Raw genomic sequence first — 22,914 nt, 5'->3', positions numbered from 1 at the left:
TGTTTTATGGAGCCTAAACTTTATCCTGAAGACACCATAGCAGCCATCGCTACCCCTTTAGGAAGGGGGGCTATAGGTGTCATCAAGATAAGCGGTGAGGCCTCTTTATCTATCTTGAAGCGAATCTTTAGACCTAAAAACCCTAAAGCTTCCTTTCAATCGCACCGCCTTCATTATGGTTTTATCGTAGACCCAGAAACAGAAAAGGTAATAGATGAAGTTATGGCTGTTTATATGCAAAAACCTAAAACATATACTAAAGAAGATGTAGTAGAGATTTATGCCCACAGCGGTTCTTTTATTTTAAAAAAAATATTGGAATTGGTATTAAAAGCTGGAGCAAGACCTGCTCAACCAGGGGAGTTTACTTTAAGGGCTTATTTAAACGGAAGGATCGACCTTTCTCAAGCTGAGGCAATCCAAGAATTAATCTCAGCTAAATCCGAAAAGGCTTTACAGCTTTCTTTAAATGTCCTTTTAGGTAAGCTTTCTGAAAAAATAAACCAGATAAAAGAGAACCTTTTAGATCTATTGGCCCAGGTAGAAAGCGCCATAGACTTCCCAGAAGAGGACCTCGAAATTCTTTCTCCGCCTTTACTTATTGAAAAAATAAGCTCCCAAATTATACCAGAATTAGAAAAACTTATTAAAAATTATCAAGAAGGTAAGGTCTACAAAGAAGGGATCAGTTTAGTGATAGCAGGAAAACCTAACGTAGGCAAATCTTCTTTGATGAATGTCTTGTTGAAAGAAGAAAGGGCTATAGTAACCCCTATTCCTGGAACTACCAGAGACTTCTTAGAAGAAGAGGCTACTATCGAAGGGCTTCCGGTTAAGCTTATTGATACTGCAGGAATAAGACCTACAGAAGACCCGGTAGAAAAAATAGGAGTAGAAAGGGCTAAAAACAAGTTTAAAGAGGCAGACCTTATTCTGTTTTTGTTAGATGTAAGCTCCCCTCCTTCTGAAGAAGAAAGAGAAATTTTTGAAGAAGTGAAACCATACCCTCATTTAATTTTGCTCAATAAAATAGATTTGAAACCTAACTATTTAAAAGATTGGGAAAAAGAGCTTGCTAACTGGAAAATAAACGATTATTTAGCCATTTCTGTAAAAGATGGTACCAACTTGGACCTTCTTGGGAAAAAAATTTTTGAAAAGATCACAGGAGGTAAAGAACCAGAAATACCTGAGGTAGTACCTAACTTAAGGCAAAAAGTAGACTTAGAAAAAGCGATAAAATGTTTAGGAAACGCCTTAAAAGAGCTTAAAAAACCTAACCCCCTTCCTGAAATCATTGCTATAGAGCTAAGAGAAGCTATTTCTGCCCTTTCTGAAATAATAGGAGAAATTACCACCGAAGACCTCTTAACCAAAATCTTTTGTACCTTTTGTATAGGTAAATAATCGGAGAAGTTTAAATGTTCGTCCTGTCTTTAGCAGGTTTTGACCCTTCAGGTGGAGCAGGTATCCTCATGGATATCAAGGTTTTTTCTTTGTTAGGTTTAAAAGGAGGTGGAATTCCTACTACCCTTACCCTACAAAACACCTCGGTTTTTGAAGGTTGGACCCCTGTAGACGTTAATTACTTTGAGAGAGCTTTAAAACTTGTATTTTCTGACCTGCCTGTAAAGGGAATTAAGATAGGAATGATTGGCTCTTGTGAGATATTAGAAGTATTACTTTTTTATCTTAAAAAATATCACTCTGAAGGTTTAGCCATAGTCTATGACCCTGTACTTAAAGCTACGTTGAACCATCCTCTTTTTTCTTCTGAGGAATTTTTACCTTTAGTAAAAAAAAATTTACTTCCTCTTTTAGACTTTATCACCCCTAATCTTTACGAAGCCTCACTTCTTACTCAAACAGAACTAAAAAATCTCAAAGATTTAGAAAAAGCAGGAAAAACCCTTTTAGGATATGGGTGTAAACAGGTGATTATTACAGGATACCAGAAAAAGGATAAGATTTATGACTGTTTTTTTTCTGCAGAAAAAAAGGCTTTCTTAGGTAAAAAAAAGTTAGCCTTTGAGTTCCATGGCACAGGATGTGCCTTTTCTTCAAGTCTTTTGGGATTTTTAGTTAAAGGGGCTTCTCCTTTTTTTGCCTTTAAAAAAGCCAAAAATTGGTTATACTTATATCTCAAAAAAGGAACGGTCAATCCTTTAGGAGGTAAGCTATGCCTATTTCTTTAGAAGAGGTGTTAAAAATCGCCCATTTATGTCGGCTTGAGTTTGAGGAAGAGGAGGCTAAAAAGTTTTCGGAAGAACTTTCTAAAATATTAGACTATTTCAAAACCTTACAAACTTTAGATACCAAAGACGTTCCTCCTACTTTTCATGCCATCAAACTTCCTACCCCTTATAGAGAAGACAAGGTTAAACCTTTTGAAAACATAGAAGGTTTATTAGCTAACGCTCCTAAGACCAAAGACAACATGATAGTAGTGTCTAAGGTAGTAAAAGCTCCTTCATAAAAACAAGAGAGGTGAAAGATGGCAAAGACTGATTTAACCAACCTTACGATAAAAGAAGCTTTAGAATTAATGGAAAAAGGAAAAATAAGCGCGACTGAATTAGTAGAAGAGACATTTAAACAGATTGAGGGGATTGACCCTAAAATTAAGGCTTTTTTGCATCTTTTTAAGGAAGAGGCCCTTTTACAAGCAAAAGAATCAGATGAAAAAAGAAAAAAGGGAGAAAAAGGAAGCCTTTTAGGGATACCTCTTTCTATAAAGGATAATATCTGCATCAAAGGATATCCTACTACTTGTGCCTCTAAAATTTTAGAAAACTACATTGCCCCTTATGAGGCTACGGTTATTGAAAAATTAAGGACTGAAGGGGCGGTGTTTATAGGTAAAACTAACTTAGATGAGTTTGCTATGGGTTCTTCTACCGAAAATTCAGCTTTTTTTACGACCCGAAACCCTTGGGATTTAGAAAGGGTTCCTGGAGGTTCTTCAGGTGGTTCTGCTGCGGCGGTGGCGGTAAGGATGGGGCTTGGGTCTTTAGGTTCTGATACCGGAGGTTCTATTAGACAACCTGCAGCCTTTTGCGGAGTGGTTGGTCTAAAACCTACTTATGGGCTTGTTTCCCGTTATGGTTTGGTAGCCTTTGCTTCTTCTTTAGATCAAATAGGTCCCTTTGGACTTACAGTAGAAGATACTGCCATTCTTTTAAAGACTATCGCAGGCAAAGATGAAAAGGATTCAACCTCTGCTGAAGTTCCTATCCCAGACTATTTACAGATTATACATCAAAACGAAAAAACTAAATTCAAGATAGGCCTTCCTAAGGAATATATGCAAACCGAGATGGACCCTGAGATAAAACAAAAAATAGAGGAAGTAGTAGAAGCCCTAAAAAAAACCCACGAAATAAAAGAAGTCTCTCTGCCTCATACAGAATATGCAGTGGCTACTTATTATATCATCGCCCCTGCTGAGGCTTCTTCTAACTTAGCTCGTTATGATGGAGTTAAATATGGGTTAAGAATAGAAAGTTCTAATCTGATAGATATGTATAAAAAGACCAGGGCTAAAGGTTTTGGAAAAGAAGTAAAAAGAAGGATTATGATAGGAACCTATGCCCTTTCTGCCGGATACTATGATGCCTTTTATCTCAAAGCCTCTAAGGTAAGGACCCTTATTCTGAGAGACTTTTTAGAAGCTTTTAAAGAAGTTGACTTACTAATCACCCCTGTTACCCCTACCCCACCTTTTAAGATAGGAGAAAAGATTACTGACCCATTACAGATGTATCTTTCTGACATCTTTACTATTCCGGTTAATTTAGCAGGTCTTCCTGGTATCAGTCTTCCAATAGGTCTTAACTCTGAAGGACTTCCCATAGGACTTCAGATAATAGGACCCCATTTTAGAGAAGACTTGCTTTTTAGTCTTGCCTATCAAATCGAAAAACTGATAGACCAAAAATTTATTCCCCCTCTGATAAAGGGTTAGCAAGATGAAAAGAAAAGCACTTGGCAAAGGACTTTCTGAATTAATCCCTGACATAGACCAAGAAATCTCTTTACAAGAAAAACCTTCTTACGGAGGGATAAGATTTATTCCGATAGACCAAATCCTTTTTTCTCAACTGCAACCAAGATTGGTCTATAAGGAAGACGAAGAGTTCGAAGAGTTAGTAAAATCTATTAAAGAAAAAGGGGTTTTACAACCTATTTTGGTGCGTGAAAAAGGAGAGGGACTTTTTGAATGTATAGCAGGTGAACGCAGGCTTAGAGCCTCTAAAAAAGCAGGACTCACTGAGGTTCCTGCTATCGTTAAAAACCTTTCTGACGAAGAGGTTTTGATAGTTGCCTTGATAGAAAACCTTCAAAGAAAAAACCTAAATCCTTTAGAAGAAGCCATAGCTTACAAAAACCTTGCGGAAAAATTTGGTTATACTCAAGAAGAAATCGCGGCTAAGGTAGGGAAAGACCGTGCTACTATAGCTAATCTATTAAGGCTACTTAACCTCCCTCAAGAAATTCAGCAGGACCTTTTGGAAGAAAGACTCACGGTAGGTCATGCCAAAGCCCTTCTTTCTTTAAGTTCCAAAGAACAACAATTAACTGTAAGAAACCTCATTTTACAAAAAGGGCTCTCGGTAAGAGAAACCGAAAGACTGGTAAATAAACTCTTAGCAGAAAAAAAACCGGAAAAGGTTAAGCAACCTGACCCTAACCTTTTATATCTTTCTGAAGAAATAAGCAAGTTGATAGGAACAAAAGTTAATGTAAAGGTGCAAAAAAAGAAAACTTATTTTATCTTTGAGTTTGACGAAATAGAAAGGGTCGAAGATTTTATAGAAGGGCTTAAAAAAGCCTTTGGAAATTATTAAGCCCTTACATAGGCATAACCTTCTTTTTGTAACTCAACAAGGGCTTTGATGCCTGCAGGAACAGTCTTGCCCCCTTTAGGCACCATATCTAAAGAAAGATTAAATCCTTTTAAGGCGTTTTCACAAAAATAAACCTCTCCACCCAAACCGAGAAGCTCGTTAAAAAGTTCACTATATGGACTAAAATCTTTTAAAACGGTTATTCCTTCAAAGTTTACGATGATTTTAACTAAAGGTTTTTCTTCAGAAGTACAGGCGTTAAGAAAGTTTTTGGCCATCTTAAGGGCTGGCATAAACCTGTCAGACTGGGGAACATGCAGTAAAAGCCTTAATCCCATATTTCCCTCCCCTACCAAGTTTTTTTAAAATATATCACAAAAATTTAAAAACTACAATACTAAACAACCCTCAAACTCTTTTTTAAGCCCTCTTGAAAGAAGCCTTTTTAAACACTTTTGAGGGCTCTCTTTTTCAAACAAAACTTGATAGACCTCTTCGCAGATGGGCATTTCTACTTTTAATTTATAGGCTAAATTCTTTACTACCTTAGAAGTTTTTACCCCTTCTGCTACTTCTCTTAGACTTTTAAGGATATCCTCCAGTTTTTCCCCTTTTCCTATTCTATAACCTACCTGATAGTTACGAGAAAGGGCTCCGGTGCAAGTTAAAACTAAGTCTCCAAGACCTGCGAGACCATAAAAAGTGTGAAGTTTTCCTCCTAGTTTAGTGCCTAACCGTATCATTTCTATAAGTCCTCGGGTTATTAAAGAAGCTCTGGCGTTTAATCCTAATTGAAGTCCGTCACAAATCCCAGAGGCTATGGCTATCACGTTTTTCAGGGCTCCTGCTATCTCTACTCCTATAGGATCTTCGCTTCTATAAACCCTAAAATAAGGCTGGGCTATCAACTCCTGTATCTTTTTTGTCTCGTCTTCTTTTTCTCCAGCTAAAACCACGGCTGTAGGAAGCTCTTTAGCTACTTCTTTGGCAAAAGAAGGTCCACCTAACACCATCACTTCGCAACCATCAGGTAGACCTTCTCTTAGAATATGGTAAGGTGTTTTTTGAGTTTCAAGATCTATCCCTTTGATAGCAGAAACATGATATTTTACTCTTTCAGCTAAAGGTTTTAATCCTTCTAACATCTGTCTCAAAGTATGAGAAGGAATTACCCAAAAAACCGCTTCAGAATTACCAAAAGCCTCCTCTAGGTCTAAGGTAGCCTTCAGTTTTTTCGGAAGTTTAATCCCTGGGAGGTAAAAAGGATTTTCTTTTTCCTTGTTAATACTATCACAAACTACCTCTCTTCTTACTAAAAGAGAAACTTCTATTTCTTTTGAGGCTAACACTTTACCTAAGGCTGTTCCCCAGCTTCCTCCTCCGATGATGGTAATCTTTTTCATATGGCTACGCCTCTTATCATGGTATTAAATATTTTTGTTTTTCTTTAGGGACCCACCATTCTTCTAAATTATAGCCTATGCCTATGGCCGAAGTTTTAACTTCTTGAATCCTAACACTTATAGCCTCTAAACTCATCGGAATATAAAGAAAGGTATAAGGTTGGTCTTCTGCTAAAATTTCTTGTATCTTTGCATAGATCTTTTTTCGTCTTTTTTTATCTAAAGTATATCTTCCTTCTTCTAAAAGTTTATCAAGCTCAGGATTAACATAACCCACAAAATTTAGTCCAGGGGAGTTCTTTTTAGAGGAATGAAAGATGTCATAAAGGTCTGGATCAGGTCCGGTAGACCATCCTAAAATCACGGCTTCAAACCTTCTTTTATCTATAAACTGATGAATAAGGGTAGTCCATTCTAAAGTCCTGATGTTTACCTTTATTCCTATTTTAAAAAGTTCTTGTTGTACGATCTGGGCAGCTAGTAGCCTCGGAAGATTCCCCTGATTTACTAACAAAGTAAACTCAAAAATCTTTCCGTCCTTTTCTAAAAGCCCTTTTTCGTTTTTCTTAAACCCTGCCTCAAAAAGAAGAGCTAAGGCTTTTTGTGGATCGTAAGGACAACTTTTTTCTATTTCTGGATTGTAAAACCAAGCATCTGGTTTATAGGGACCGTAAGCAGGGATCCCTTGCCCTAAGAGTGCACCTTTAACTATCTTATGTTTGTCTATAGCCAAACATAGGGCCTTTCTTACCCTTTGATCCTTAAAAAAAGGATGGGCTAAATTATACCCTATGTAAGTAAAAGAAAAAGCCGGATATTTATATACCTGAAAAAATTTTTCTACTTCTTTTTCTTTTTGGAGCTTTAAGTATTGAAGTGGGGTTAGAGGTACCCAATCTATGCCTCCAGAACGAAGCTCCATAAAAAGGGTGGTAGGGTCAGGAATGATGCGATAGATAAGATAGTTTAAATAGGGTCTACCTTTGTAATAAAGCGGGTTAGCCTTTAGAAGGATTTCCTGTTGAGGTTTCCAATGAACCAACATAAAAGGCCCATTACCTACAGGTTTTCTACCAAAGACATTTCTTAAATAATCAAGGTCTTTGCCTTCAAGCAAGTGTTTAGGGAGGACCACCAGGTTACCCCAAGAAGAAAGGGCTAAAGCAAAAGGTTTTTTATAGGTAACCCTAAAAGTGTAAGGGTCAAGCACCTCAAACTTTTCTACTTCCTGAAAATCGCTGGCATAAGGAGTAGGAATTTTCGGGTCGGTAATCAACCTATAGCCAAAAGCTATGTCTTCTGAGGTTACTTCAACCCCATCACTCCATTTTACCCCTTTTCTTAAATAAAAAGTTATCGTTCTTTGGTCTTCGGATATTTCAAATCTTTCAGCGAGTTCTCCTACAAGATTAAGGTCAGGTCCATACTTGACCACCCCTAAAAATAAGTGCCCTCCTATCGTGTGACTCATAACATCTGTAGCTATCATCGGAACCATCACGCTTGCATCGGATATGGCTCCTATAACCAAAGCATCTCCATAATCCTTAGAAAGATGCTTATTAGAAGAACCTTCATAGGTTAATACCTCTTTACCTGCTACTACTATCAGACCTAAGAACAGAACTACAAGAAAAAACCTTAATTTAAGAGACATACTTATTCCTGTGAAGACTTAATCATAGGTTTTCTAAAAAACCTTATTCCTTTGTAAATCACAAAAATAAACCTACTAAACACCACCAAAACTATCCCTAAGGCCCACCAAAAAACTTCGAATCCTGTAGCTTTTCCTTCAAAAAGATATATCATAAACTCTCTTATCAAAAAGGCTATCAAAGCCTCTATAAGAATTTCTATACTAACTGCTTCATGCTCAAAATAGTCTACAAAGGCCCTTATCAACTCAAGCACTACGATCAAACTTAATACGTTGGTTACCAATTCTTTAAAACTAGCCCTAACCGTAGGCTCGGTAAAAACCAGGGTTAAGTCCTTAATCGTTTTAAAAATTCCTATTCCTAAACTTATTATCAGAATAATAATAGCTAAATTAAAAGCAAGTTTTATAATCCCTTTGTAGAAACAGATTATCCAATTTTGAAAAATTTCAAATTGAAAAGGTGGACTACAAGGCGACTCTTTTTTCATAATCCTAAGCTTACCTCCTTAAGGGTTTTATAAATAGGACCTTTGGGGGTTAAAGTACTCTCAAAAAACTTCACTTCTTTTACAGGAAATCTAAACCCCTCTAATTTTTGGGCGATTTCTGAGAGGTTTTTAAAGTATTCTTCAAAGGCTGTTTTATTGACCAGCTCTTTCACTCTAAAAAGGGTAATATGAGGATGAAACCTTTGGTCAAGTTTTAGTTTGAATTTCTTAAAAGCTTTATGTAAATCCTCTACCAGTTTTACCAAAGTTCCTGTGGGTTCTTTAAGCCCTATCCAAACCACCCTCGGGGTTCCTTTCTCAGGGAAAAAACCTATTTTATCTATGGTTAATACAAAACCTGGATAGTTAGTTAAAACCTTTTCTACCGATTTACTTAATCTTTCTAAAAGGTCAGCACTAACGTTTCCGAAAAAGACTAAAGTAAGATGAAAATTTTCTTCCTCTACCCACTTAGCCTTAAGTCCCTCTGGTTGTTTAATCTTCTCTAACTCAGAGAGACCTTTCTTCAACTCCGACGGCAAATCTATACCTAAGAAAGCCCTCATCATAAACTATAAGCCTCCTTAACATGTCTAAAGCGGTATAACTGCTTATCAGCTGAATTTCCCTCCTCTCTAATCCTTGAAACCAAAACTTAAAGGCTTTAACCTTTTGTTGATAAGCAAGACCTATGTAGACAGTACCTACAGGGTTTTCAGTAGCCCCTCCTCCAGGTCCTGCATATCCTGTAATCCCGATGGCATAGTCTACTTTTACTCTATTTTTAAGCCCCTCTGCCATGTCTAAAGCTACTTGATAACTAACCACCCCAAAACGTTCTATATGTTCTTTTTTTACCCCAAGCAACTCCACCTTACTTTCCGGACTATAAGTCACAAAACCCCTTTCAAAATAGTTAGAACTACCTGCAACCGAGGTCAACAGGGAAGAAAGCATACCACCTGTGCAAGACTCTGCTACTGCCAATTTTTTACCCTGAGAGATTAAAAGTCTACCGGTTACTTCTACCAAAGAAACATCTTCTTCACTCACCAAAGAAGGACCAAACCTTTTTTTGAGTTTAGATACCACCTCAGTTAAAAGGCCTTTATCTCTACTCCTAAGCACCAGTTTTACTTCAGGCAAAAGGGGATAATACCCTATTTTTAACTCCTTAGGGTCAAAGACCTGGTCTTTTAAAAAAAGGTTTAAGTCGGTTTCGTTTAGGTCAAAAAACCTTAAAACTTGAGAATACTCTAAAACTTCAGGTCTAAACCTTTGAGATAAAAGAGGTATCACTTTCTGGGTTAAAAGATGCTCAAACTGAGAAGGAACACCTGGTAAAACAAAAAGAAGTTTTTCTTTGAGGTCTATAAAATAACCTGCCATCGTCAGGTCGTCTGCTAAAGGAACAGCTCCTTCAGGTAAAAGAGACATCTTTCTTGCTATTTCGTGAGAACTGACATATTCTTTAGAAAAGGCTATAGCCTGGGCAACTTCTGTATTTTCTATCAAGTTAAACCCTAAAGCCTCAGCAACCGCCTGGTTAGTAAGGTCATCATCAGTAGGACCAAGCCCTCCTGACAGAACCAGAAAAGAATATTTTCGTAAAAGTTTTCGCAAATACTCCTTAATCAAGGACAAATCATCTGGTAAGGTAATAATCTCTTTTATCTGAAAGCCATGAGAAAAAAGTTCTCTGGTAGCTACCAAGACATTGGTGTTAGCTACCAGTCCAGAAACCAACTCATCTCCGATAAAGATTAAAACCCCTTCCATCTTAAAAATAAGTTTATATCAAACCATAAAATTTAGCAACATAAAACACCAAGGACACTATGCCGTTAGTAAGGATACCCGCCCAAAGGTCATCTAACATGATACCCCATCCTCCTGAAAACCTTTCTAACCTACCGATAAAAAGAGGCTTTTTAATGTCTAAAAACCTAAAAACCACAAAGGCTAATACAAACTCAACCCAAGTGTTTTTACCTATCAAAGCAAACCACATCCCTGCTATTTCGTCTATAACCACAAACTCAGGGTCTTTTTCTCGTACTATTTTGCTTGCCAGATGACTTGCAACTACTCCTAAACCTGAAAGGCTTAAGGTCAAAACCAATTGATATAACAATGAAGTCTCTTTAAGAAACCAAAAATATACCAGCCCGGTTAAGGCCCCAAAAGTCCCTGGACAAACTGGTAAAAAACCGACAAAACCACCGGATGAGATAAAAATCCAAATAAGGTTGCGGAAAAAATTAGGCTGTTTAGAAAGGGGCATTTTCTATCTCCTTGTTAAAGCTATCATAATCCTCTAAAGTAATCAAAGACCTTAATTTCCATAGATAAAGCTCTATTTTTAATCGGTCCTCTCCTTTTTTGGTTTTTAAAACCTCTTTAGCCTTTTGTTCTAAAGCCTGATATTTTTGCATAGCCTCTCTTTTTAAGGTTTCTCTATAGGTTTCAAGTTTGTTTTTTAGGGTTTCTGCCTTAGGTTTGAGTTTCTTTAACTCCCTTTCACATCTTCGGTAATATTTACTTTTATAAAGATTTTCTATCTCCTCCCAGTGTTTTAAGACTGCCTTTTGTTCTTCTTTATAAAGATCAGGAACCTTAGCCCCTTTTATCCATTCTACCATTCCTTTTACCTCTTGATAAAACTCCTTAGGCGGCGGATAAAGAGAGACATACCTTTTAACTAAAGGAAGTCTTGCTAAAAATACCTTAGCGCGTTCTAGGTTATCATCCTTAAACTCTTGAAACCTTTCTTTTAAAGCACAAGAAGGCAAAAGTAAAACCAAGACCAAAACTAAGGGTAATCTTTTAATCAAAAATTTTTTATCCATTAGATAGACTCTTTTCAAGTAAGCTAAGTTTTTCTGGAGGTCCTATGGCTAAGAGGATATCCCCTGGTAGAATAAGGCTTTCAGCCGAAGGGTTAAATTCTATCTGTCCTTCCTTTCTTTTTATACCTACGATAATAACCCCAAAGGTCTTACCTATTTCTGTCTCTCGCAAGGTCTTACCTGCATAAGGTGATTTTTCTGAGACCACAAGTTCTTCTATGTCTATGTTTAAATACTCTGATCTAGTAATAAACTCCCAAAAATCGACTACATTAGGTTTTAACAACATATGGGCCATTCTTAAACCACCTATATGATAGGGACAGACTACCTTGTTTGCCCCTGCTATTTTTAATTTTTTTCTGGCTGACTCTTCAGCTGCCCTGGCTATGATAAAAAGGTTTGGGTTTAAAGCCCTGGCACTTAAAACTACATAAAGGTTGTCTGCATCTGAAGAAAGAACAGACACAAGCCCTTTTGCCCTCTCAATCCCTGCTTCCTTAAGAACCTCATCTTTGGTAGCGTCTCCGATTATAAAGAAAAATCCTTCTTCTTTAATTTCACCCTGCCTTTCTATCACTACAATCTCTTCACCATGAGCTTTAAGCTCTTTAGCGATAATCCTTCCCATCCTACCATAACCACAAATGATGTAATGTCCTTTAAGCCTTACTAACATCTTCTTTCTTCTCCTTTCGTTAAAAACATCTCTTAGCTCTCCTTCTATCAAAATTTGAGCACCTGTGGTCACTGCATAGGTAAAAACCCCAAAACCTAAAATAATAAGCAAAATGGTAAAAATCATCCCTGCTTCGCTAAGAGGTTTCACTTCTTTAAACCCTACAGTAGCTAAGGTGATAACCGTCATGTACAGAGCTTCCAAAAAAAGCATATCTTCTATTATGATATAACCTACCGTTCCCAAAGCTATTATACCAGCAACCAAAATTAAAACCAAAAAAAGACGTCTGTTTACCGAATAAGTATAATCCATAGACCCTAAACTATAACCTTAATCTTTCCTTTTCCTTCCGATTTGGCTTGATAAAGGGCTTGGTCTACTTTAAATATCAATTCTTCTAAACTTTTATCTGGTTCTATCTTAGCAACCCCTATACTTACCGACCCTTTTATCTCGTTTCCGTTTACCTTTAAGCAAATCTCTTTTACCCCCTGTAAAATCCTTTCTGCTACCTTTTTGGCTCCTTCAAGGTCTGACCTAATGATTAGAATAAACTCATCCCCTCCCCATCTCACAGGGATATCCTCTGCTCTGGAGTTTTTAGCGATAACCTCAGCTACCGCTTTTAAATACCTATCTCCTGTCAAATGTCCGAATTGGTCGTTGATATCTTTTAAATAGTCTACATCTACAAAAATTACACTATACTCTTGACCTCTTTTAATCAAATCAAAAATCCTTTTAATAATATCCTCTAAATAGGTCCTGTTATAAAGTCCAGTTAATTGATCTTTGGTTGCCCTAACAAAAAGTTGGTCCATCTCCTCCTTAAGATAAGAAATGTCATAGCCTATCACCAGATAATAAAGGCTGTATTCTTTTATAGGTATTACCTCAAAACTTAAACATACCTCTTCTCCGGTTTTGGTTTTAAAGCATAACTTAAAAGGCTTAGTTTTTTCTAATCCTTCTCGGTCTATAAAAGAGAAAATCGATTTTTCTAAATTTTCTTCTATAAAGTTTTTCCAAAAGCTGTTTGCATAGACTAACTTTTCATCTTGATTAAAGACTGCAACCGCAAGGTTAGACCTTTCGGCTATCATCTGATAAATCTTGGTAGCCTTGTTAACCTCTTCAAGCTGTGTTTTTAAAAGAGAATAAACCAAATTAAAACGTTTTACCAATTCAACAAGTTCATCTTCTCCTTTTAAGGTTATTTTCTCCTTCTTTCCTTTAGAAATAAGGTCTATCTCAGATTTAACATACTCTATTTTCTTTAGAATCAACCTCATATGAAAATAAAATACACCAAAAACCATCATTAAAACTAAAAACTGCACTAATAAAAACTTTTCGAGATACTTTTCAAAGGCAATTTTTTTAGAAACTGTAAAACTTAGGCCCAGAGGGTTTCCGAAGAAATCTCTAAGACTAATTAAAATCTCATAGATTCCTTTTTCGTTTAACTTAATGGTATTTTCTATCTTTTTTCCTTGAAAAGTTATAAAATCTATGTTGATAAGCCCAAAAATATCTTTTATTAAGTCTAATTTTTCTCCTTCTAAAGGAAAAACCATCACTAAAAGTCCTACAGGAGTTTTTTTAGCCTCTGAATCAGTTACCGGATAAAAACTTACTATGGAAGGTACCCCTTGATAAAAAGATAGACCGGTGTAAAAGGATTGTAAGGTAATTTCAGGATAAAGAGACCGATAATATCGGTAATGTTCCTTTAGCCATACAGGGTCTACAGGTAAAATCTGGTCGGCCTTCTTGTCATAAAAACCACCTGCCTTGACTTTTCCGTCTAAAAAAAGATATGCAATCACAGAAAGTTTATTGTTTACATAGGTTTCTCTGTTCAAATTGCTCTTAGGAAAGTTAGGCATTTTTCCGGTTAAAAAATCATAGGCATCATCCCAAACCGCCCAATCCCTGGTAAGAAGTTCCGACCTTTTCTTTTCTACCTCTAAATATTTTATTACCTCTGAGGCTATCGAAAAAACCCACTCCTTTTCTATCTTAAAAAAACTCTTTTGCACAAAAAGCAAATAAATAAACCAGCTTAACCCAAAAAACAGGATAAGTTGAGTAAAAAGCCAAAGTAAAATTTTATGTTTTAGCCTCATAAAAGTTTACTAAATAATTTTTAATTTGTTAGGTAATTTTACCTCAAAATTTTACGATTTACTACTGGTTTTTAACCAAAAAATTTTTTAAAAACTCTATTTCTTCTTTCTTGTTTTTAATCGTTCCCTCCAACCTTTTTAAACGAAGTAGTTTAAGAATCTCTCCTATATCTTTTCCAGGTTTAAACCCCAATTTTTTAAGGTCCTCTCCGTTTAGCTCTGGTCTTACCTTAGAATAAATCTTTAGATAACGCAAAACCTCCTCCTTAAGCTCCGGAAAAATCACGGCAAAGGCACAAAGATAATCTCTACGGATTTTATCAAACCAATCTAATTTTTCTTTTAAAGATAACTTTTTAATCCTATTACAAAGCCCCTTTATGTCATGAAGTAAGTTCGCCAACCTTTTAACCTCTACTTCGCTAAATCCCAATCTTTCCAAATCACTAAGGGTTGCAACCAGCCCTAACAAATAGACCCTTTCCCTTTCCTTAGGGCTAAACTCTTCTTTTATTTCTTTCAACACCTCACAAAGTACAGGGAAGTTTTCTCTGGCTACTTCAATCCCTGCGTTCTCAAAAACCCCAAGCTGATAGGTCGTCTCAAGGAGGTCAGGTAAAAGGTCTTCTCCTTCTTTAAGCAGATAAAGCCTTAATTCGTTAACCAACCTGGTAGAAGAAAGCCTTTTTAAAGCCTCTTTCTGATAACAAACCTCCAGTGCCTGATAAAACTCTTCAGCGAAACTAAAGTCCAGCCTTACCTTATACCTTATCCCTCTAAAAATCCGGGTTGGGTCTTCTACAAAGGAATAGAGATGCAAAGGTTTGATAAGCGCAGACTCGAGATCCTTTTTGCCGTCTAAAGGATCAAGCAAAAGGCCTTCATAAGGGGGTGATAGACCTATAGCTAAGGAGTTTATCGTAAAATCCCTTCTTAAAAGGTCGTCTAAAAAATTAGAAGGAAAAACCTTAGGAAGCTGAGCGATTCCTTCATAAACTTCTTTTCTTGCGGTAATAAAGTCTACTTCTAAAGAAATTTTCCCTAAAAAGACCCTAACCTTATAAGTAAGAAATTGAGACTTAAAAAGAATTTCTTTTTTTATTCCTCCGTTTAGTTCTTGCAAAAACTCTTCAAGGTTTCCTTCTAAAACTAAATCAAAATCTTTAATTTCTTTAAAAGATAAACGCCCTTTTTTAAAGAGTAGATAATCTCTTACCATCCCTCCTGCAAAATACAAAAACTCTCCTCTTTTCTGAGCAAGGTCTCTCAGTCTAAGCAAAAATTTTTTAGCCTCTCTGTCTTTGGCTACAAAGTCTATAAAGTCTGCAAAATCAATAGGATAGACCTTAAGCCCTGGGGTGGTGCCGGTCATAAACCTCTCTTAGTCTCTTGTAGTCTAAATGGGTGTAAACCTGAGTGGTAGCTAAACTGCTATGCCCAAGCATCAATTGAAGGGCCCTTAGGTCTGCCCCTCTTTGAAGTAGATGAGAGGCGAAAGAATGTCTTAAAACATGGGGAGAGATCTTTTCAACGTCTATCCCTGCTTTTAAAGCGTATTGTTTAATTATCTGCCAAAACCTTTGCCTGGTAAGAGGAGTTCCCCTTCGGTTTAAAAAAACGTGGTCCTTACTTTTGGGACTGATTAATATAGGTCTTATGTTATTAAGATAGTTTTTTAAAAAATCAAGGGCATAATCCCCTATAGGAATAAGTCTTTCCTTTCCTCCCTTTCCCATAACCCTTAAAAAACCCAGCTCAAGGTTTAGGTCCTGCCCCTTTAATCCTATCAATTCAGAAACCCTTATACCTGTAGCATACATTAGCTCAAGCATCGTCCTATCCCGATATCCTAAGGGATGTTTTAGGTCTGGTTGAGACAACAACCTTTCTATTTCTTCTAAACTCAAAACCTTAGGAAGCCTTAACGGAAGTTTAGGATTTTCTAAAAAACCAAGGTTTACGTTTAATCCTTTTTCTACCTCTAAAAACTTTAAAAAACTTCTAAGACTTGAAAGCTTTCTTGCCACGGTAAAAGGGTTATAACCTTTTGCCCTTAAATACTCTAAATACTCGGCAAGGTGATTTAAACCTTCTAAACTAAGGTTCCCTTTCTTTTGTAAAAATTCTATCAAATCTTTAAGGTCAGACCCATAGGAAATCAACGTATTAAGAGAGGCGTTTTTTACCGCCGACAAAAAAGACAAAAATTCTTCTACGTAATCCTGTATCAAAGGCTTAATTCCTTTAAAAGGGTTTCCACTTTAAAGCTTATGGTTTCATCCTTTGAAGTAAGGACCATAGTTTTAAGTTTTGAAAGCATCCCTTGTTTTTCGGTGGTGGTTTTCTGAGGAAAAGTTTCTTTTATTTTTTCTAAGGTCTGGAGAACTAAAGTTTTATCTTCTAAGTCTAAAAACAACATAAGGGTTCTCCAGTCTTCAGGTAATCCGTATTTTTCTACAAACTCTTTAGCTAATTTTTTAAAATTTTTATTGCCGTACTGCTGATGAAGTTTCTCTAAAAAACTTTGCTTTTCTAACTCATCTTTATCTAAAAACAATTTATCAAGCTCTTTTAAATATTTTTGCTTATTTTTAGTGTCTGCTACAGAGGAAGTTCTGTCTTGTCTTTCTAACTTTTTTCTAATTTTACTTAATCCACTTTGGGACTTTAGCTTGTCTATTTCCCTCCAAGAAAGTTTTCTGTCTCCGTCATCTTTTGCCATCCTTACCTCCTCCTTACCTTATTTTACATTTTACCTGAAAAAACTCTAACTCAGGTAACATAACTGCTGTCAAGAAACCACCGTAAATACAGCCGGTGTCTATACCTATCCGGTTAGGTCCTACAAAAGGGGTAATAAAGGGAGTATGTCCAAAAACCACTGTTTTAGGTAAAGGTTTAGTAGAACCATAAAAAGTTTCTCTTATCCATAAAAAATCTTCTTCTGTTTGTTTGTCCCAAGGTTTATAAGGATTTATCCCTGCATGAACAAAAAAATAATCCTTATTCTCAAAAAACAGCTTAAGGTCTTTAAAAAAAAGTTGATGTTCGGTAGGAATTTCTATCATCCTTTTTTCTGGATTATAATAGTCTCTTATAGTAACCTCCCCTCCGTTATAAAGAAAAAGTTCAACATCTTTTCCTTCCAAAAATCTTTCGAACATCCATTCATGATTCCCCTTAAGGGTAATCACTCGGTCTGGATATTCTTTCTTTAAACTTACTATCCTTTCTACTACTCCTTTAGGGCTCTCTCCTCTGTCTATATAATCTCCAAGAAAAACCACCAAGTCATGGCCCCAATCAACCGGTAAAATCTCAAGCAAAGCTTCTAAACTATCAAGACAACCATGGATGTCTCCGATGGCAAACATCCTAAGGTCTTCGGACATTATATATCCCAAAACCTTGCCCTTCGGTCATCAAGACGTTTAAGACCATATTTTTTAGCTAAACTTAAAGCTCTTTCCCATTCTTCTTGAGTAATTTTTCTATCAAGAGGAGGATATTTCCAGGCATCTCCACAAGGCCTATACTGGTCCATAAGATTAAAATAGGTGTCTTTTGAAATCTCCTCTGCAATAAATTTGATTACCTCTTCGGTTTGAGAAAGATCTTGAGGTAAAACTAAATGTCTCACAATCAATCCTCTTTTAGCTATTCCGTCTTCTATCACTAAATCACCCACCTGTCTATACATTTCCTTTACTGCAGTCTTAACCACCGAAGAATAGTTTTTTACCTTAGAAAGTTTTAAGGCTACCTCATCGTTCATGTATTTAATGTCTGGCATATAGATATCTACTATATCTTCTAACAATTTTAAGGTGTCTAACGATTCGTACCCTCCGCAGTTATAAACGATAGGAAGTCTTAATCCTTTTTCTGCTGCCAACTTTATAGCTTTTACGATAAAAGGAACCTGATGGGTAGGAGTAACAAGGTTTATGTTATGACATCCCCAAGCTTGAAGAATAAGCATTATCTTAGCTAAATCATCTACCCATGCAATGTCTCCGTCACCCAAATGACTTATTTCCCAGTTTTGACAATATACACAAGCCATATTACAATAGGTAAAAAAGATAGCCCCTGAACCGTTTTTTCCTACTAATGGACGCTCTTCTCCAAAATGTGGTCCATAGCTTGAAACCATAGGTCTGTCTAAAACCTTACAAAAACCTCGTTCTCCTTTTAGCCGATTAACCTCGCATCGATTAGGACAAAGGTCGCAACATTCAAGCTTAGTATAGAGGGCTTCTATCCTTTTATCTATTTCCCCATTATCCATTAATTTAAGATAAGAAGGATAAGGCCTCATAAAAGCTCTAACCAATGTTTTATTTGGGGAGGTCGTCTTATAAACATATTAAAGTTAAGGAAACAACCAGCACAAAAGGTAGCAAGCACCTTTACTTTGGTCAGATTTTGAACCCAAAAACTCTTATATTTTTCAGAAAAACCTTCCCAATAAAGAGAAATTTTTGGAGAGCCACAACAAAATTCAATTGTCTTTATTTTATTTTTTACCAAAGAAAACTCTTCTGTCAAGTGGCAAGGAAGATGAAAAAGTAAAGTGCTGTCTTCAGCCTTCTCTGATAAAACCTTAAGCTCATCTTCTGCCCAAAGTTCTAAAGCTTTATAAGCAGAAATACTCCTTTCAGCTAAATTCAAAAAATCTCTTTCATAAGAACTACCCTCAAAAAACTTAGGATAAACCCTTTTAAACATCCAAAAACAGGTAGCACAAAAAAATACTACAGGAGCCATAAACTCCTGTAAAATTTTTAGATTTTTTATCCCCTGCTCTTTTACTAAGGAAGGAAGGCCTAAACTTAAAAAATGAGCTCCACAGCATTGAGACCCTTCAACTACCCAAGGATTTATACCTTTTTTCTTTAAAATCCCTAAAAATTTGTCCAAAGCCTGAGGATAAAGATGTTTTAGGTCGCAAGAAAGATAAATCAACAAATCAGGCTTTTTATCTAAAAATTGTAAACTTGACTGCTTAGTTTGACCCTTTTTTTCAGGTAAAACCTTGCTAAATCTTCCTAAAAACCTGAACTTAGCAAGTGTTTGAAGAGGGTGCTCTCCTACTTGTTCTAAGAGTTCTTTTAAAATAATATTCTCTTTTTTGTTTTTGATAAACTCAAGCCCTGAGTCTACAAAACCCACCTTATTAGGACAAACCCTTTCACACCTACCGCAAAAAAGACAGGTTTCGAAAGATTGATGTGACATCTTGTGCTGAAAAAGAAAGAGCCTTCCTCTGGGAGAATAGACTTCAGACTTAAAAACTTTATAGGTTGGACAGTAAGGAACACACTTACCACAACGGGTACAAAGGTTAGCTTTAGTGATTTTTGAGATGGTTTCCATTTTTTTCTATCAAAAAATCATACCACCAACTACACCAATCGGTCTCTAAGATAGCCTCAACCAATTTTTTAGCTACCTCAGTAATCAACCTGGGTTTAGCATAATCGATCCACTTCTGGGCATAAGGGTTGTTTAGGTCTTTTTGTTCTTTAAGCTGGATGATAAGGTCTATTACATCTGCATCGTGAACCAATTTTGCTTCTAAAGACTTCAAGGCCCTATATTCTTGCCAAAGAGAAAGTACCTCTTGGCTTAAAGACATGCCTTCAAAAGCGTCTTCAAGGGCTTTTTTTTCATCGGTCCGGTTGTAAAGTTTGTTTAAGGCATTAAAGTCTCCGGTCCTTGTTTCAGGAAGGTCGTGAAGCAAAGCCATCTTAAAAAGTTTTTCCTTATCTACCTTTTCTTCTGAAAGCGAGGAGAGAATCCAAGCAATAAACACCACCCCAAAGGAATGAGAGGCTACATTTTCACGGCCTGTGCCAAGATAGGGATAACCTGTCCTTTCTATCCTTTTAAGAAAGGCTACTTCAAAAAGCAGGTTAGCATACTTGCTATAAAATTCCTTCATGTTTGGCAGCCAAATAGACTGCTACCTTAAAGATAAGTTTAGCTGCTACATATTCGGTATTTGGGTTAACAGGATCTGGTTTTACCTCAACCAAGTCCATACCTACCAATCGATGTTTAACCAGAACCTTTAAAATATCTAAAACCTCCCACCAATTAACACCCCCTGGCTCAGGAGTACCAACCCCAGGTGCAACCGAAGGGTCAAACACATCCATATCAAAGCTTAGAAAAAAAGGCCCTCCTTTAACAAACTCCTTTAACCTTTCTAAACAACCTTTAAAATCAGCCTTTAAGTCTTTCGCCCAAATAACCGGATAGTTTTCTTTTTTGATAAACTCATACTCTTCTTCACATAAAGTCCTAATCCCCACACTCAAAATAGGCACCCCAAGTTCATAAACCCTTCTCATAACCGTAGCATGGGTGATCAAACTTTGATTATATCGATACCTAAGGTCTAAGTGAGCGTCAAGATGAACCACCTTTAACCTTGGGAAAGCCTCTTTTAAAACCCTGATACTTCCTAAAGTTACCGTATGCTCCCCACCGATAACCAAGGGAAACCTACCTACACTTAGACTTTCTTCTACTTTTTGGGCTATCTCCTTTAGCGCTTCCTCTGGGTCAAAAGAAAGTTCCTCTACTGAATAGGTAAAAAAACCAAGCTTTTCTGATGGGTCTAAAAAATATTCTTCGTCAAAAAACTCCATATTAGGACTTACTTTAAGAATCTCTAAAGGGGCCTCTTTGGTGCCTTTTTTCCAAGAAGTAGAGTATTCAAAAGGAGCAGGGATAAGGGCTACCTTAGCTTGAGGATGGTCAGGTAGCCCTAAAAATGAAATTTTCATACTAAGCTATAACACAGGCTAATTATAAGATAAGGTCCTTTCTTTCCATTCTAATAAATTTTTCCACCGCCCTGATAGAACGAGGAAATTCAAGCCCTCTATCAAAGAACTTGATTTCGCTTTTCTGGATTTCAAAAATTTGGGTTACATCGGTAATCACCTTGTCAGCATCAAAGGGCTTGCAAGAAAAAACGTCTATACTAAGGTAAAGCTTTTCTGGAAAGGTATGGATGCTTATATGGCTTTCCGCAATAATAACAAAACCAGAAATTCCCCAATCCTCAGGCACAGGAGCATAATATTTAAAAACATAAGGGGGCATGATTTTAGTCATCTCTATTTCTTCTGGATATTTGCTTAAAAAATTATATATAAAATCTAAATCCATCAATTTTTCTCGATTAGCCCCATAACCATCTATTACCAAGTGTTGACCAAAACCATACTCAAACTTTTCTGTGTTTTTCATCTTTAGTCCCCCCTAAACCATGAAATTAAAAACCTTAGGACGGCTTTTAAAATATATCATAAAAATTTTTTGTCAAGATTTTTCCAGAAAATTTTTGCAAAAATTTTGATTATTTAGTAATAGCCTTGTTAATAACCAAAAAACCTTTATTTTTTTATAAAATTTTTTGTTTTTTTAACCGAATTTAAAATTGACTTGTTAAACACCGATTATATAATTATTTATTAATAAATTTAAAATTTTAGTCCAAAAAAAATAAAGGAACTAATATTTTAATACCAAGTTCCTTGTTTAAAAGGAGGAAAAACTTGTTTTTAAAAAGATTTTTCTATACTTTTTATTTTATTTTTTTGATATTTTATCTTTCAAGTTGTGCAAACTCCAAAGGTCCTATTTTGAACCTTATTCCTGAAGAAAAAGAGATAGAACTGGGAAAGATATATGTTTATGCTGCTATAGATGAATACGACGGACTCTATCCTGAAAAAGAGGTTCAAGATTATATTTCAAAGATAGGGAACAAGCTTGCTAAGTTTTCTGAAAGGAAGGTACCTTATACATTTTATGTAGTTAACTCTGACATAGTCAATGCTTTTGCCTTACCAGGGGGTCCGGTTGTCATCACCCGAGGGCTTCTTCTAAACTTAGACAAGGAGAGTCAGTTAGCAGGGGTTATTGGGCATGAAATAGGGCATATAAACGCTAAACATCATGTAAAAATGTTAGAAAAACAGCTTGCCCTTAACCTTCTTTTACAGATAGGTAGTCTTTTAGCCCCAGAAAGTCTTACAGGAGAGGCTTTATTACAGTTAGGGGCTGTTTCTGCCTCTCTGCTTCAGCTTAAGTTTAGCAGAGACCAAGAAAGAGAAGCAGACCGTTATGGGTTTCTTTTTACCTATCAAGCTGGTTATTCTCCACAGGGAATGATAGAGGTCTTTGAAAAGTTTAAAGCAATGGAAAAAGAAAGACCACCTGAATGGCTTTCTACTCACCCTTTACCTGAAACCAGGATTAGAGAAGCTAAAGAATACATCAAAACCTTCAAACCTTCTGGGACTTTTATTTATGATACCGAAACCTTTCAAAAAATTAAAAATCTTTTGGTAGCTAATCAACCTTCATACAAACAAGTAGTCAAAGGCAAGGCTGAATATAAAAAGAAAAATTTTCAAGCTGCAGAAACTCACTTCTTAGAAGCCTTAAAGTTATATCCAAAAAACAACTTAGCTTTAGTCTACTTAGCTTCTATTAAGTTAGAACAAAAAGACTTTAATAATGCAAAGGCTTATGCTATAAGGGCTGTAGTTTTAGACCCAAACTTTTTTTCTGCTCAACTCCTTGCAGGAATAGCCTGTTTTAAAACAGGGGAAGTAGACATCGCCCTTTCTTATTTTGAAAAAGCCTCTCAGCTTATTCCTTTTCACGGTATTTCCTACTACTATAAAGGTAGGGTCTACGAAGCTAAAAATCAGCTCAGCTTAGCTTTACAAAACTATCAAAAAGCCTTAGAGTTAGGTCCTAAAGAGGCCTCTTGGTATAACGACTGCAAGGTGAGGTATAATAGACTAAGATATTGAAAAAATCTCA

At 36.3% G+C, this 22,914-nt stretch carries 25 protein-coding genes; 6 read left to right on the top strand and 19 right to left on the bottom strand.

Annotated elements, in window-relative coordinates; genetic code table 11:
* The first annotated feature begins 6 nt into the window (after window positions 1-6).
* From mnmE to F1847_RS03380, 5 genes are read left to right on the top strand one after another with little or no spacing between them, the layout of a single operon-like run.
* Window positions 7-1,407, top strand: a complete 1,401-nt coding sequence (mnmE, locus tag F1847_RS03400; protein WP_150071696.1) for a tRNA uridine-5-carboxymethylaminomethyl(34) synthesis GTPase MnmE — start codon at window positions 7-9, stop codon at window positions 1,405-1,407.
* A 14-nt stretch (window positions 1,408-1,421) separates the two neighbouring features.
* Window positions 1,422-2,195, top strand: a complete 774-nt coding sequence (locus F1847_RS03395) for a hydroxymethylpyrimidine/phosphomethylpyrimidine kinase (protein ID WP_150071695.1) — start codon at window positions 1,422-1,424, stop codon at window positions 2,193-2,195.
* Window positions 2,180-2,476: an Asp-tRNA(Asn)/Glu-tRNA(Gln) amidotransferase subunit GatC gene (gatC, locus tag F1847_RS03390; RefSeq protein WP_150071694.1), complete on the top strand. Its 297-nt coding sequence runs from the start codon at window positions 2,180-2,182 to the stop codon at window positions 2,474-2,476. Before F1847_RS03395 ends, gatC begins: the two co-directional genes overlap by 16 nt.
* 18 nt (window positions 2,477-2,494) lie before the next feature.
* On the top strand, window positions 2,495-3,964 hold the full coding sequence (gene gatA, locus F1847_RS03385) for an Asp-tRNA(Asn)/Glu-tRNA(Gln) amidotransferase subunit GatA (protein WP_150071693.1): 1,470 nt from the start codon (window positions 2,495-2,497) through the stop codon (window positions 3,962-3,964).
* Between the two features lie 4 nt (window positions 3,965-3,968).
* The gene (locus F1847_RS03380) at window positions 3,969-4,847 is read left to right on the top strand and encodes a ParB/RepB/Spo0J family partition protein (RefSeq protein WP_150071692.1); all 879 of its coding nucleotides are present in this window, start codon (window positions 3,969-3,971) and stop codon (window positions 4,845-4,847) included.
* Here the strand turns inward: F1847_RS03380 and F1847_RS03375 are convergent.
* From F1847_RS03375 to speD, 19 genes are all read right to left on the bottom strand, one after another.
* Entirely contained in the window at window positions 4,844-5,185 is a 342-nt protein-coding gene (locus F1847_RS03375; RefSeq protein WP_150071691.1) for a DsrE family protein, read from the bottom strand. The genes F1847_RS03380 and F1847_RS03375 overlap by 4 nt on opposite strands.
* Window positions 5,186-5,236: 51 nt before the next feature.
* Complete coding sequence (locus tag F1847_RS03370; RefSeq protein ID WP_150071690.1) at window positions 5,237-6,250, bottom strand: NAD(P)H-dependent glycerol-3-phosphate dehydrogenase; 1,014 nt, start codon at window positions 6,248-6,250, stop codon at window positions 5,237-5,239.
* A 16-nt stretch (window positions 6,251-6,266) separates the two neighbouring features.
* Window positions 6,267-7,907 (bottom strand): peptide-binding protein, encoded by a 1,641-nt coding sequence (locus F1847_RS03365; protein WP_150071689.1) that lies wholly within the window; start codon window positions 7,905-7,907, stop codon window positions 6,267-6,269.
* A gap of 2 nt (window positions 7,908-7,909) precedes the next feature.
* The gene (locus F1847_RS03360) at window positions 7,910-8,401 is read right to left on the bottom strand and encodes a phosphate-starvation-inducible PsiE family protein (RefSeq protein ID WP_150071688.1); all 492 of its coding nucleotides are present in this window, start codon (window positions 8,399-8,401) and stop codon (window positions 7,910-7,912) included.
* On the bottom strand, window positions 8,398-8,967 hold the full coding sequence (gene thpR / locus F1847_RS03355; RefSeq protein WP_168194251.1) for an RNA 2',3'-cyclic phosphodiesterase: 570 nt from the start codon (window positions 8,965-8,967) through the stop codon (window positions 8,398-8,400). Before thpR ends, F1847_RS03360 begins: the two co-directional genes overlap by 4 nt.
* The gene (locus F1847_RS03350; protein ID WP_150071686.1) at window positions 8,912-10,180 is read right to left on the bottom strand and encodes a nicotinamide-nucleotide amidohydrolase family protein; all 1,269 of its coding nucleotides are present in this window, start codon (window positions 10,178-10,180) and stop codon (window positions 8,912-8,914) included. Before F1847_RS03350 ends, thpR begins: the two co-directional genes overlap by 56 nt.
* A gap of 13 nt (window positions 10,181-10,193) precedes the next feature.
* On the bottom strand, window positions 10,194-10,685 hold the full coding sequence (locus F1847_RS03345) for a phosphatidylglycerophosphatase A (protein ID WP_150071685.1): 492 nt from the start codon (window positions 10,683-10,685) through the stop codon (window positions 10,194-10,196).
* Window positions 10,672-11,250, bottom strand: coding sequence for a hypothetical protein (locus F1847_RS03340; RefSeq protein WP_150071684.1), 579 nt, complete (start codon window positions 11,248-11,250; stop codon window positions 10,672-10,674). The genes F1847_RS03345 and F1847_RS03340 overlap by 14 nt, the downstream gene beginning before the upstream one ends.
* On the bottom strand, window positions 11,243-12,244 hold the full coding sequence (locus F1847_RS03335) for a TrkA family potassium uptake protein (RefSeq protein ID WP_150071683.1): 1,002 nt from the start codon (window positions 12,242-12,244) through the stop codon (window positions 11,243-11,245). The genes F1847_RS03340 and F1847_RS03335 overlap by 8 nt, the downstream gene beginning before the upstream one ends.
* A gap of 5 nt (window positions 12,245-12,249) precedes the next feature.
* Window positions 12,250-14,061 carry a diguanylate cyclase gene (locus F1847_RS03330; protein WP_150071682.1) on the bottom strand — a complete coding sequence of 604 codons (1,812 nt, stop codon included), beginning with the start codon at window positions 14,059-14,061 and terminating at the stop codon, window positions 12,250-12,252.
* Window positions 14,062-14,122: 61 nt separating this feature from the next.
* On the bottom strand, window positions 14,123-15,433 hold the full coding sequence (locus tag F1847_RS03325; protein ID WP_150071681.1) for a CCA tRNA nucleotidyltransferase: 1,311 nt from the start codon (window positions 15,431-15,433) through the stop codon (window positions 14,123-14,125).
* On the bottom strand, window positions 15,408-16,292 hold the full coding sequence (gene xerD, locus F1847_RS03320; RefSeq protein WP_240702842.1) for a site-specific tyrosine recombinase XerD: 885 nt from the start codon (window positions 16,290-16,292) through the stop codon (window positions 15,408-15,410). Before xerD ends, F1847_RS03325 begins: the two co-directional genes overlap by 26 nt.
* Window positions 16,289-16,783 carry a hypothetical protein gene (locus F1847_RS03315; RefSeq protein WP_150071680.1) on the bottom strand — a complete coding sequence of 165 codons (495 nt, stop codon included), beginning with the start codon at window positions 16,781-16,783 and terminating at the stop codon, window positions 16,289-16,291. Before F1847_RS03315 ends, xerD begins: the two co-directional genes overlap by 4 nt.
* A 13-nt stretch (window positions 16,784-16,796) precedes the next feature.
* Window positions 16,797-17,453 (bottom strand): metallophosphoesterase family protein, encoded by a 657-nt coding sequence (locus F1847_RS03310; protein ID WP_150071679.1) that lies wholly within the window; start codon window positions 17,451-17,453, stop codon window positions 16,797-16,799.
* A complete protein-coding gene (locus tag F1847_RS03305) occupies window positions 17,453-18,382 on the bottom strand; it encodes a radical SAM protein (protein ID WP_150071678.1) in 930 nt (309 codons plus the stop codon). Before F1847_RS03305 ends, F1847_RS03310 begins: the two co-directional genes overlap by 1 nt.
* Complete coding sequence (locus tag F1847_RS03300) at window positions 18,379-19,440, bottom strand: (Fe-S)-binding protein (protein WP_150071677.1); 1,062 nt, start codon at window positions 19,438-19,440, stop codon at window positions 18,379-18,381. Before F1847_RS03300 ends, F1847_RS03305 begins: the two co-directional genes overlap by 4 nt.
* Window positions 19,415-20,008 (bottom strand): HD family hydrolase, encoded by a 594-nt coding sequence (locus F1847_RS03295; protein WP_150071676.1) that lies wholly within the window; start codon window positions 20,006-20,008, stop codon window positions 19,415-19,417. Before F1847_RS03295 ends, F1847_RS03300 begins: the two co-directional genes overlap by 26 nt.
* Window positions 19,992-20,858: an agmatinase gene (speB, locus tag F1847_RS03290; protein ID WP_150071675.1), complete on the bottom strand. Its 867-nt coding sequence runs from the start codon at window positions 20,856-20,858 to the stop codon at window positions 19,992-19,994. The genes F1847_RS03295 and speB overlap by 17 nt, the downstream gene beginning before the upstream one ends.
* Window positions 20,859-20,880: 22 nt before the next feature.
* Window positions 20,881-21,327, bottom strand: a complete 447-nt coding sequence (speD, locus tag F1847_RS03285) for an adenosylmethionine decarboxylase (protein ID WP_240702840.1) — start codon at window positions 21,325-21,327, stop codon at window positions 20,881-20,883.
* Window positions 21,328-21,635: 308 nt separating this feature from the next.
* Here speD and F1847_RS03280 point away from each other — a divergent pair, with 308 nt between their 5' ends.
* A complete protein-coding gene (locus F1847_RS03280; RefSeq protein WP_150071674.1) occupies window positions 21,636-22,904 on the top strand; it encodes a M48 family metalloprotease in 1,269 nt (422 codons plus the stop codon).
* Window positions 22,905-22,914 lie beyond the last annotated feature (10 nt).

It is taken from the genome of Thermodesulfobacterium sp. TA1 (genome assembly GCF_008630935.1).
Taxonomy (GTDB): Bacteria; Desulfobacterota; Thermodesulfobacteria; order Thermodesulfobacteriales; family Thermodesulfobacteriaceae; genus Thermodesulfobacterium.
Note: the sequence above shows the minus strand (reverse complement) of the source record. Positions and strands in the feature narration are given on the sequence as shown.

Excerpts from the sequence above, each read along its gene's own strand:
- mnmE (WP_150071696.1), top strand. The coding sequence starts at position 7 with ATGGAGCCTAAACTTTATCCTGAAGACACCATAGCAGCCATCGCTACC.
- F1847_RS03335 (WP_150071683.1), bottom strand. The coding sequence starts at position 12,244 with ATGGATTATACTTATTCGGTAAACAGACGTCTTTTTTTGGTTTTAATT.
- gatA (WP_150071693.1), top strand. The coding sequence starts at position 2,495 with ATGGCAAAGACTGATTTAACCAACCTTACGATAAAAGAAGCTTTAGAA.
- F1847_RS03315 (WP_150071680.1), bottom strand. The coding sequence starts at position 16,783 with ATGGCAAAAGATGACGGAGACAGAAAACTTTCTTGGAGGGAAATAGAC.
- F1847_RS03345 (WP_150071685.1), bottom strand. The coding sequence starts at position 10,685 with ATGCCCCTTTCTAAACAGCCTAATTTTTTCCGCAACCTTATTTGGATT.
- F1847_RS03360 (WP_150071688.1), bottom strand. The coding sequence starts at position 8,401 with ATGAAAAAAGAGTCGCCTTGTAGTCCACCTTTTCAATTTGAAATTTTT.
- F1847_RS03380 (WP_150071692.1), top strand. The coding sequence starts at position 3,969 with ATGAAAAGAAAAGCACTTGGCAAAGGACTTTCTGAATTAATCCCTGAC.
- gatC (WP_150071694.1), top strand. The coding sequence starts at position 2,180 with ATGCCTATTTCTTTAGAAGAGGTGTTAAAAATCGCCCATTTATGTCGG.
- thpR (WP_168194251.1), bottom strand. The coding sequence starts at position 8,967 with ATGAGGGCTTTCTTAGGTATAGATTTGCCGTCGGAGTTGAAGAAAGGT.
- F1847_RS03305 (WP_150071678.1), bottom strand. The coding sequence starts at position 18,382 with ATGAGGCCTTATCCTTCTTATCTTAAATTAATGGATAATGGGGAAATA.
- F1847_RS03325 (WP_150071681.1), bottom strand. The coding sequence starts at position 15,433 with ATGACCGGCACCACCCCAGGGCTTAAGGTCTATCCTATTGATTTTGCA.
- F1847_RS03350 (WP_150071686.1), bottom strand. The coding sequence starts at position 10,180 with ATGGAAGGGGTTTTAATCTTTATCGGAGATGAGTTGGTTTCTGGACTG.
- F1847_RS03375 (WP_150071691.1), bottom strand. The coding sequence starts at position 5,185 with ATGGGATTAAGGCTTTTACTGCATGTTCCCCAGTCTGACAGGTTTATG.
- F1847_RS03340 (WP_150071684.1), bottom strand. The coding sequence starts at position 11,250 with ATGGATAAAAAATTTTTGATTAAAAGATTACCCTTAGTTTTGGTCTTG.
- speD (WP_240702840.1), bottom strand. The coding sequence starts at position 21,327 with ATGAAAAACACAGAAAAGTTTGAGTATGGTTTTGGTCAACACTTGGTA.
- F1847_RS03370 (WP_150071690.1), bottom strand. The coding sequence starts at position 6,250 with ATGAAAAAGATTACCATCATCGGAGGAGGAAGCTGGGGAACAGCCTTA.
- F1847_RS03300 (WP_150071677.1), bottom strand. The coding sequence starts at position 19,440 with ATGGAAACCATCTCAAAAATCACTAAAGCTAACCTTTGTACCCGTTGT.
- speB (WP_150071675.1), bottom strand. The coding sequence starts at position 20,858 with ATGAAAATTTCATTTTTAGGGCTACCTGACCATCCTCAAGCTAAGGTA.
- F1847_RS03365 (WP_150071689.1), bottom strand. The coding sequence starts at position 7,907 with ATGTCTCTTAAATTAAGGTTTTTTCTTGTAGTTCTGTTCTTAGGTCTG.
- F1847_RS03395 (WP_150071695.1), top strand. The coding sequence starts at position 1,422 with ATGTTCGTCCTGTCTTTAGCAGGTTTTGACCCTTCAGGTGGAGCAGGT.
- F1847_RS03330 (WP_150071682.1), bottom strand. The coding sequence starts at position 14,061 with ATGAGGCTAAAACATAAAATTTTACTTTGGCTTTTTACTCAACTTATC.
- F1847_RS03295 (WP_150071676.1), bottom strand. The coding sequence starts at position 20,008 with ATGAAGGAATTTTATAGCAAGTATGCTAACCTGCTTTTTGAAGTAGCC.
- F1847_RS03310 (WP_150071679.1), bottom strand. The coding sequence starts at position 17,453 with ATGTCCGAAGACCTTAGGATGTTTGCCATCGGAGACATCCATGGTTGT.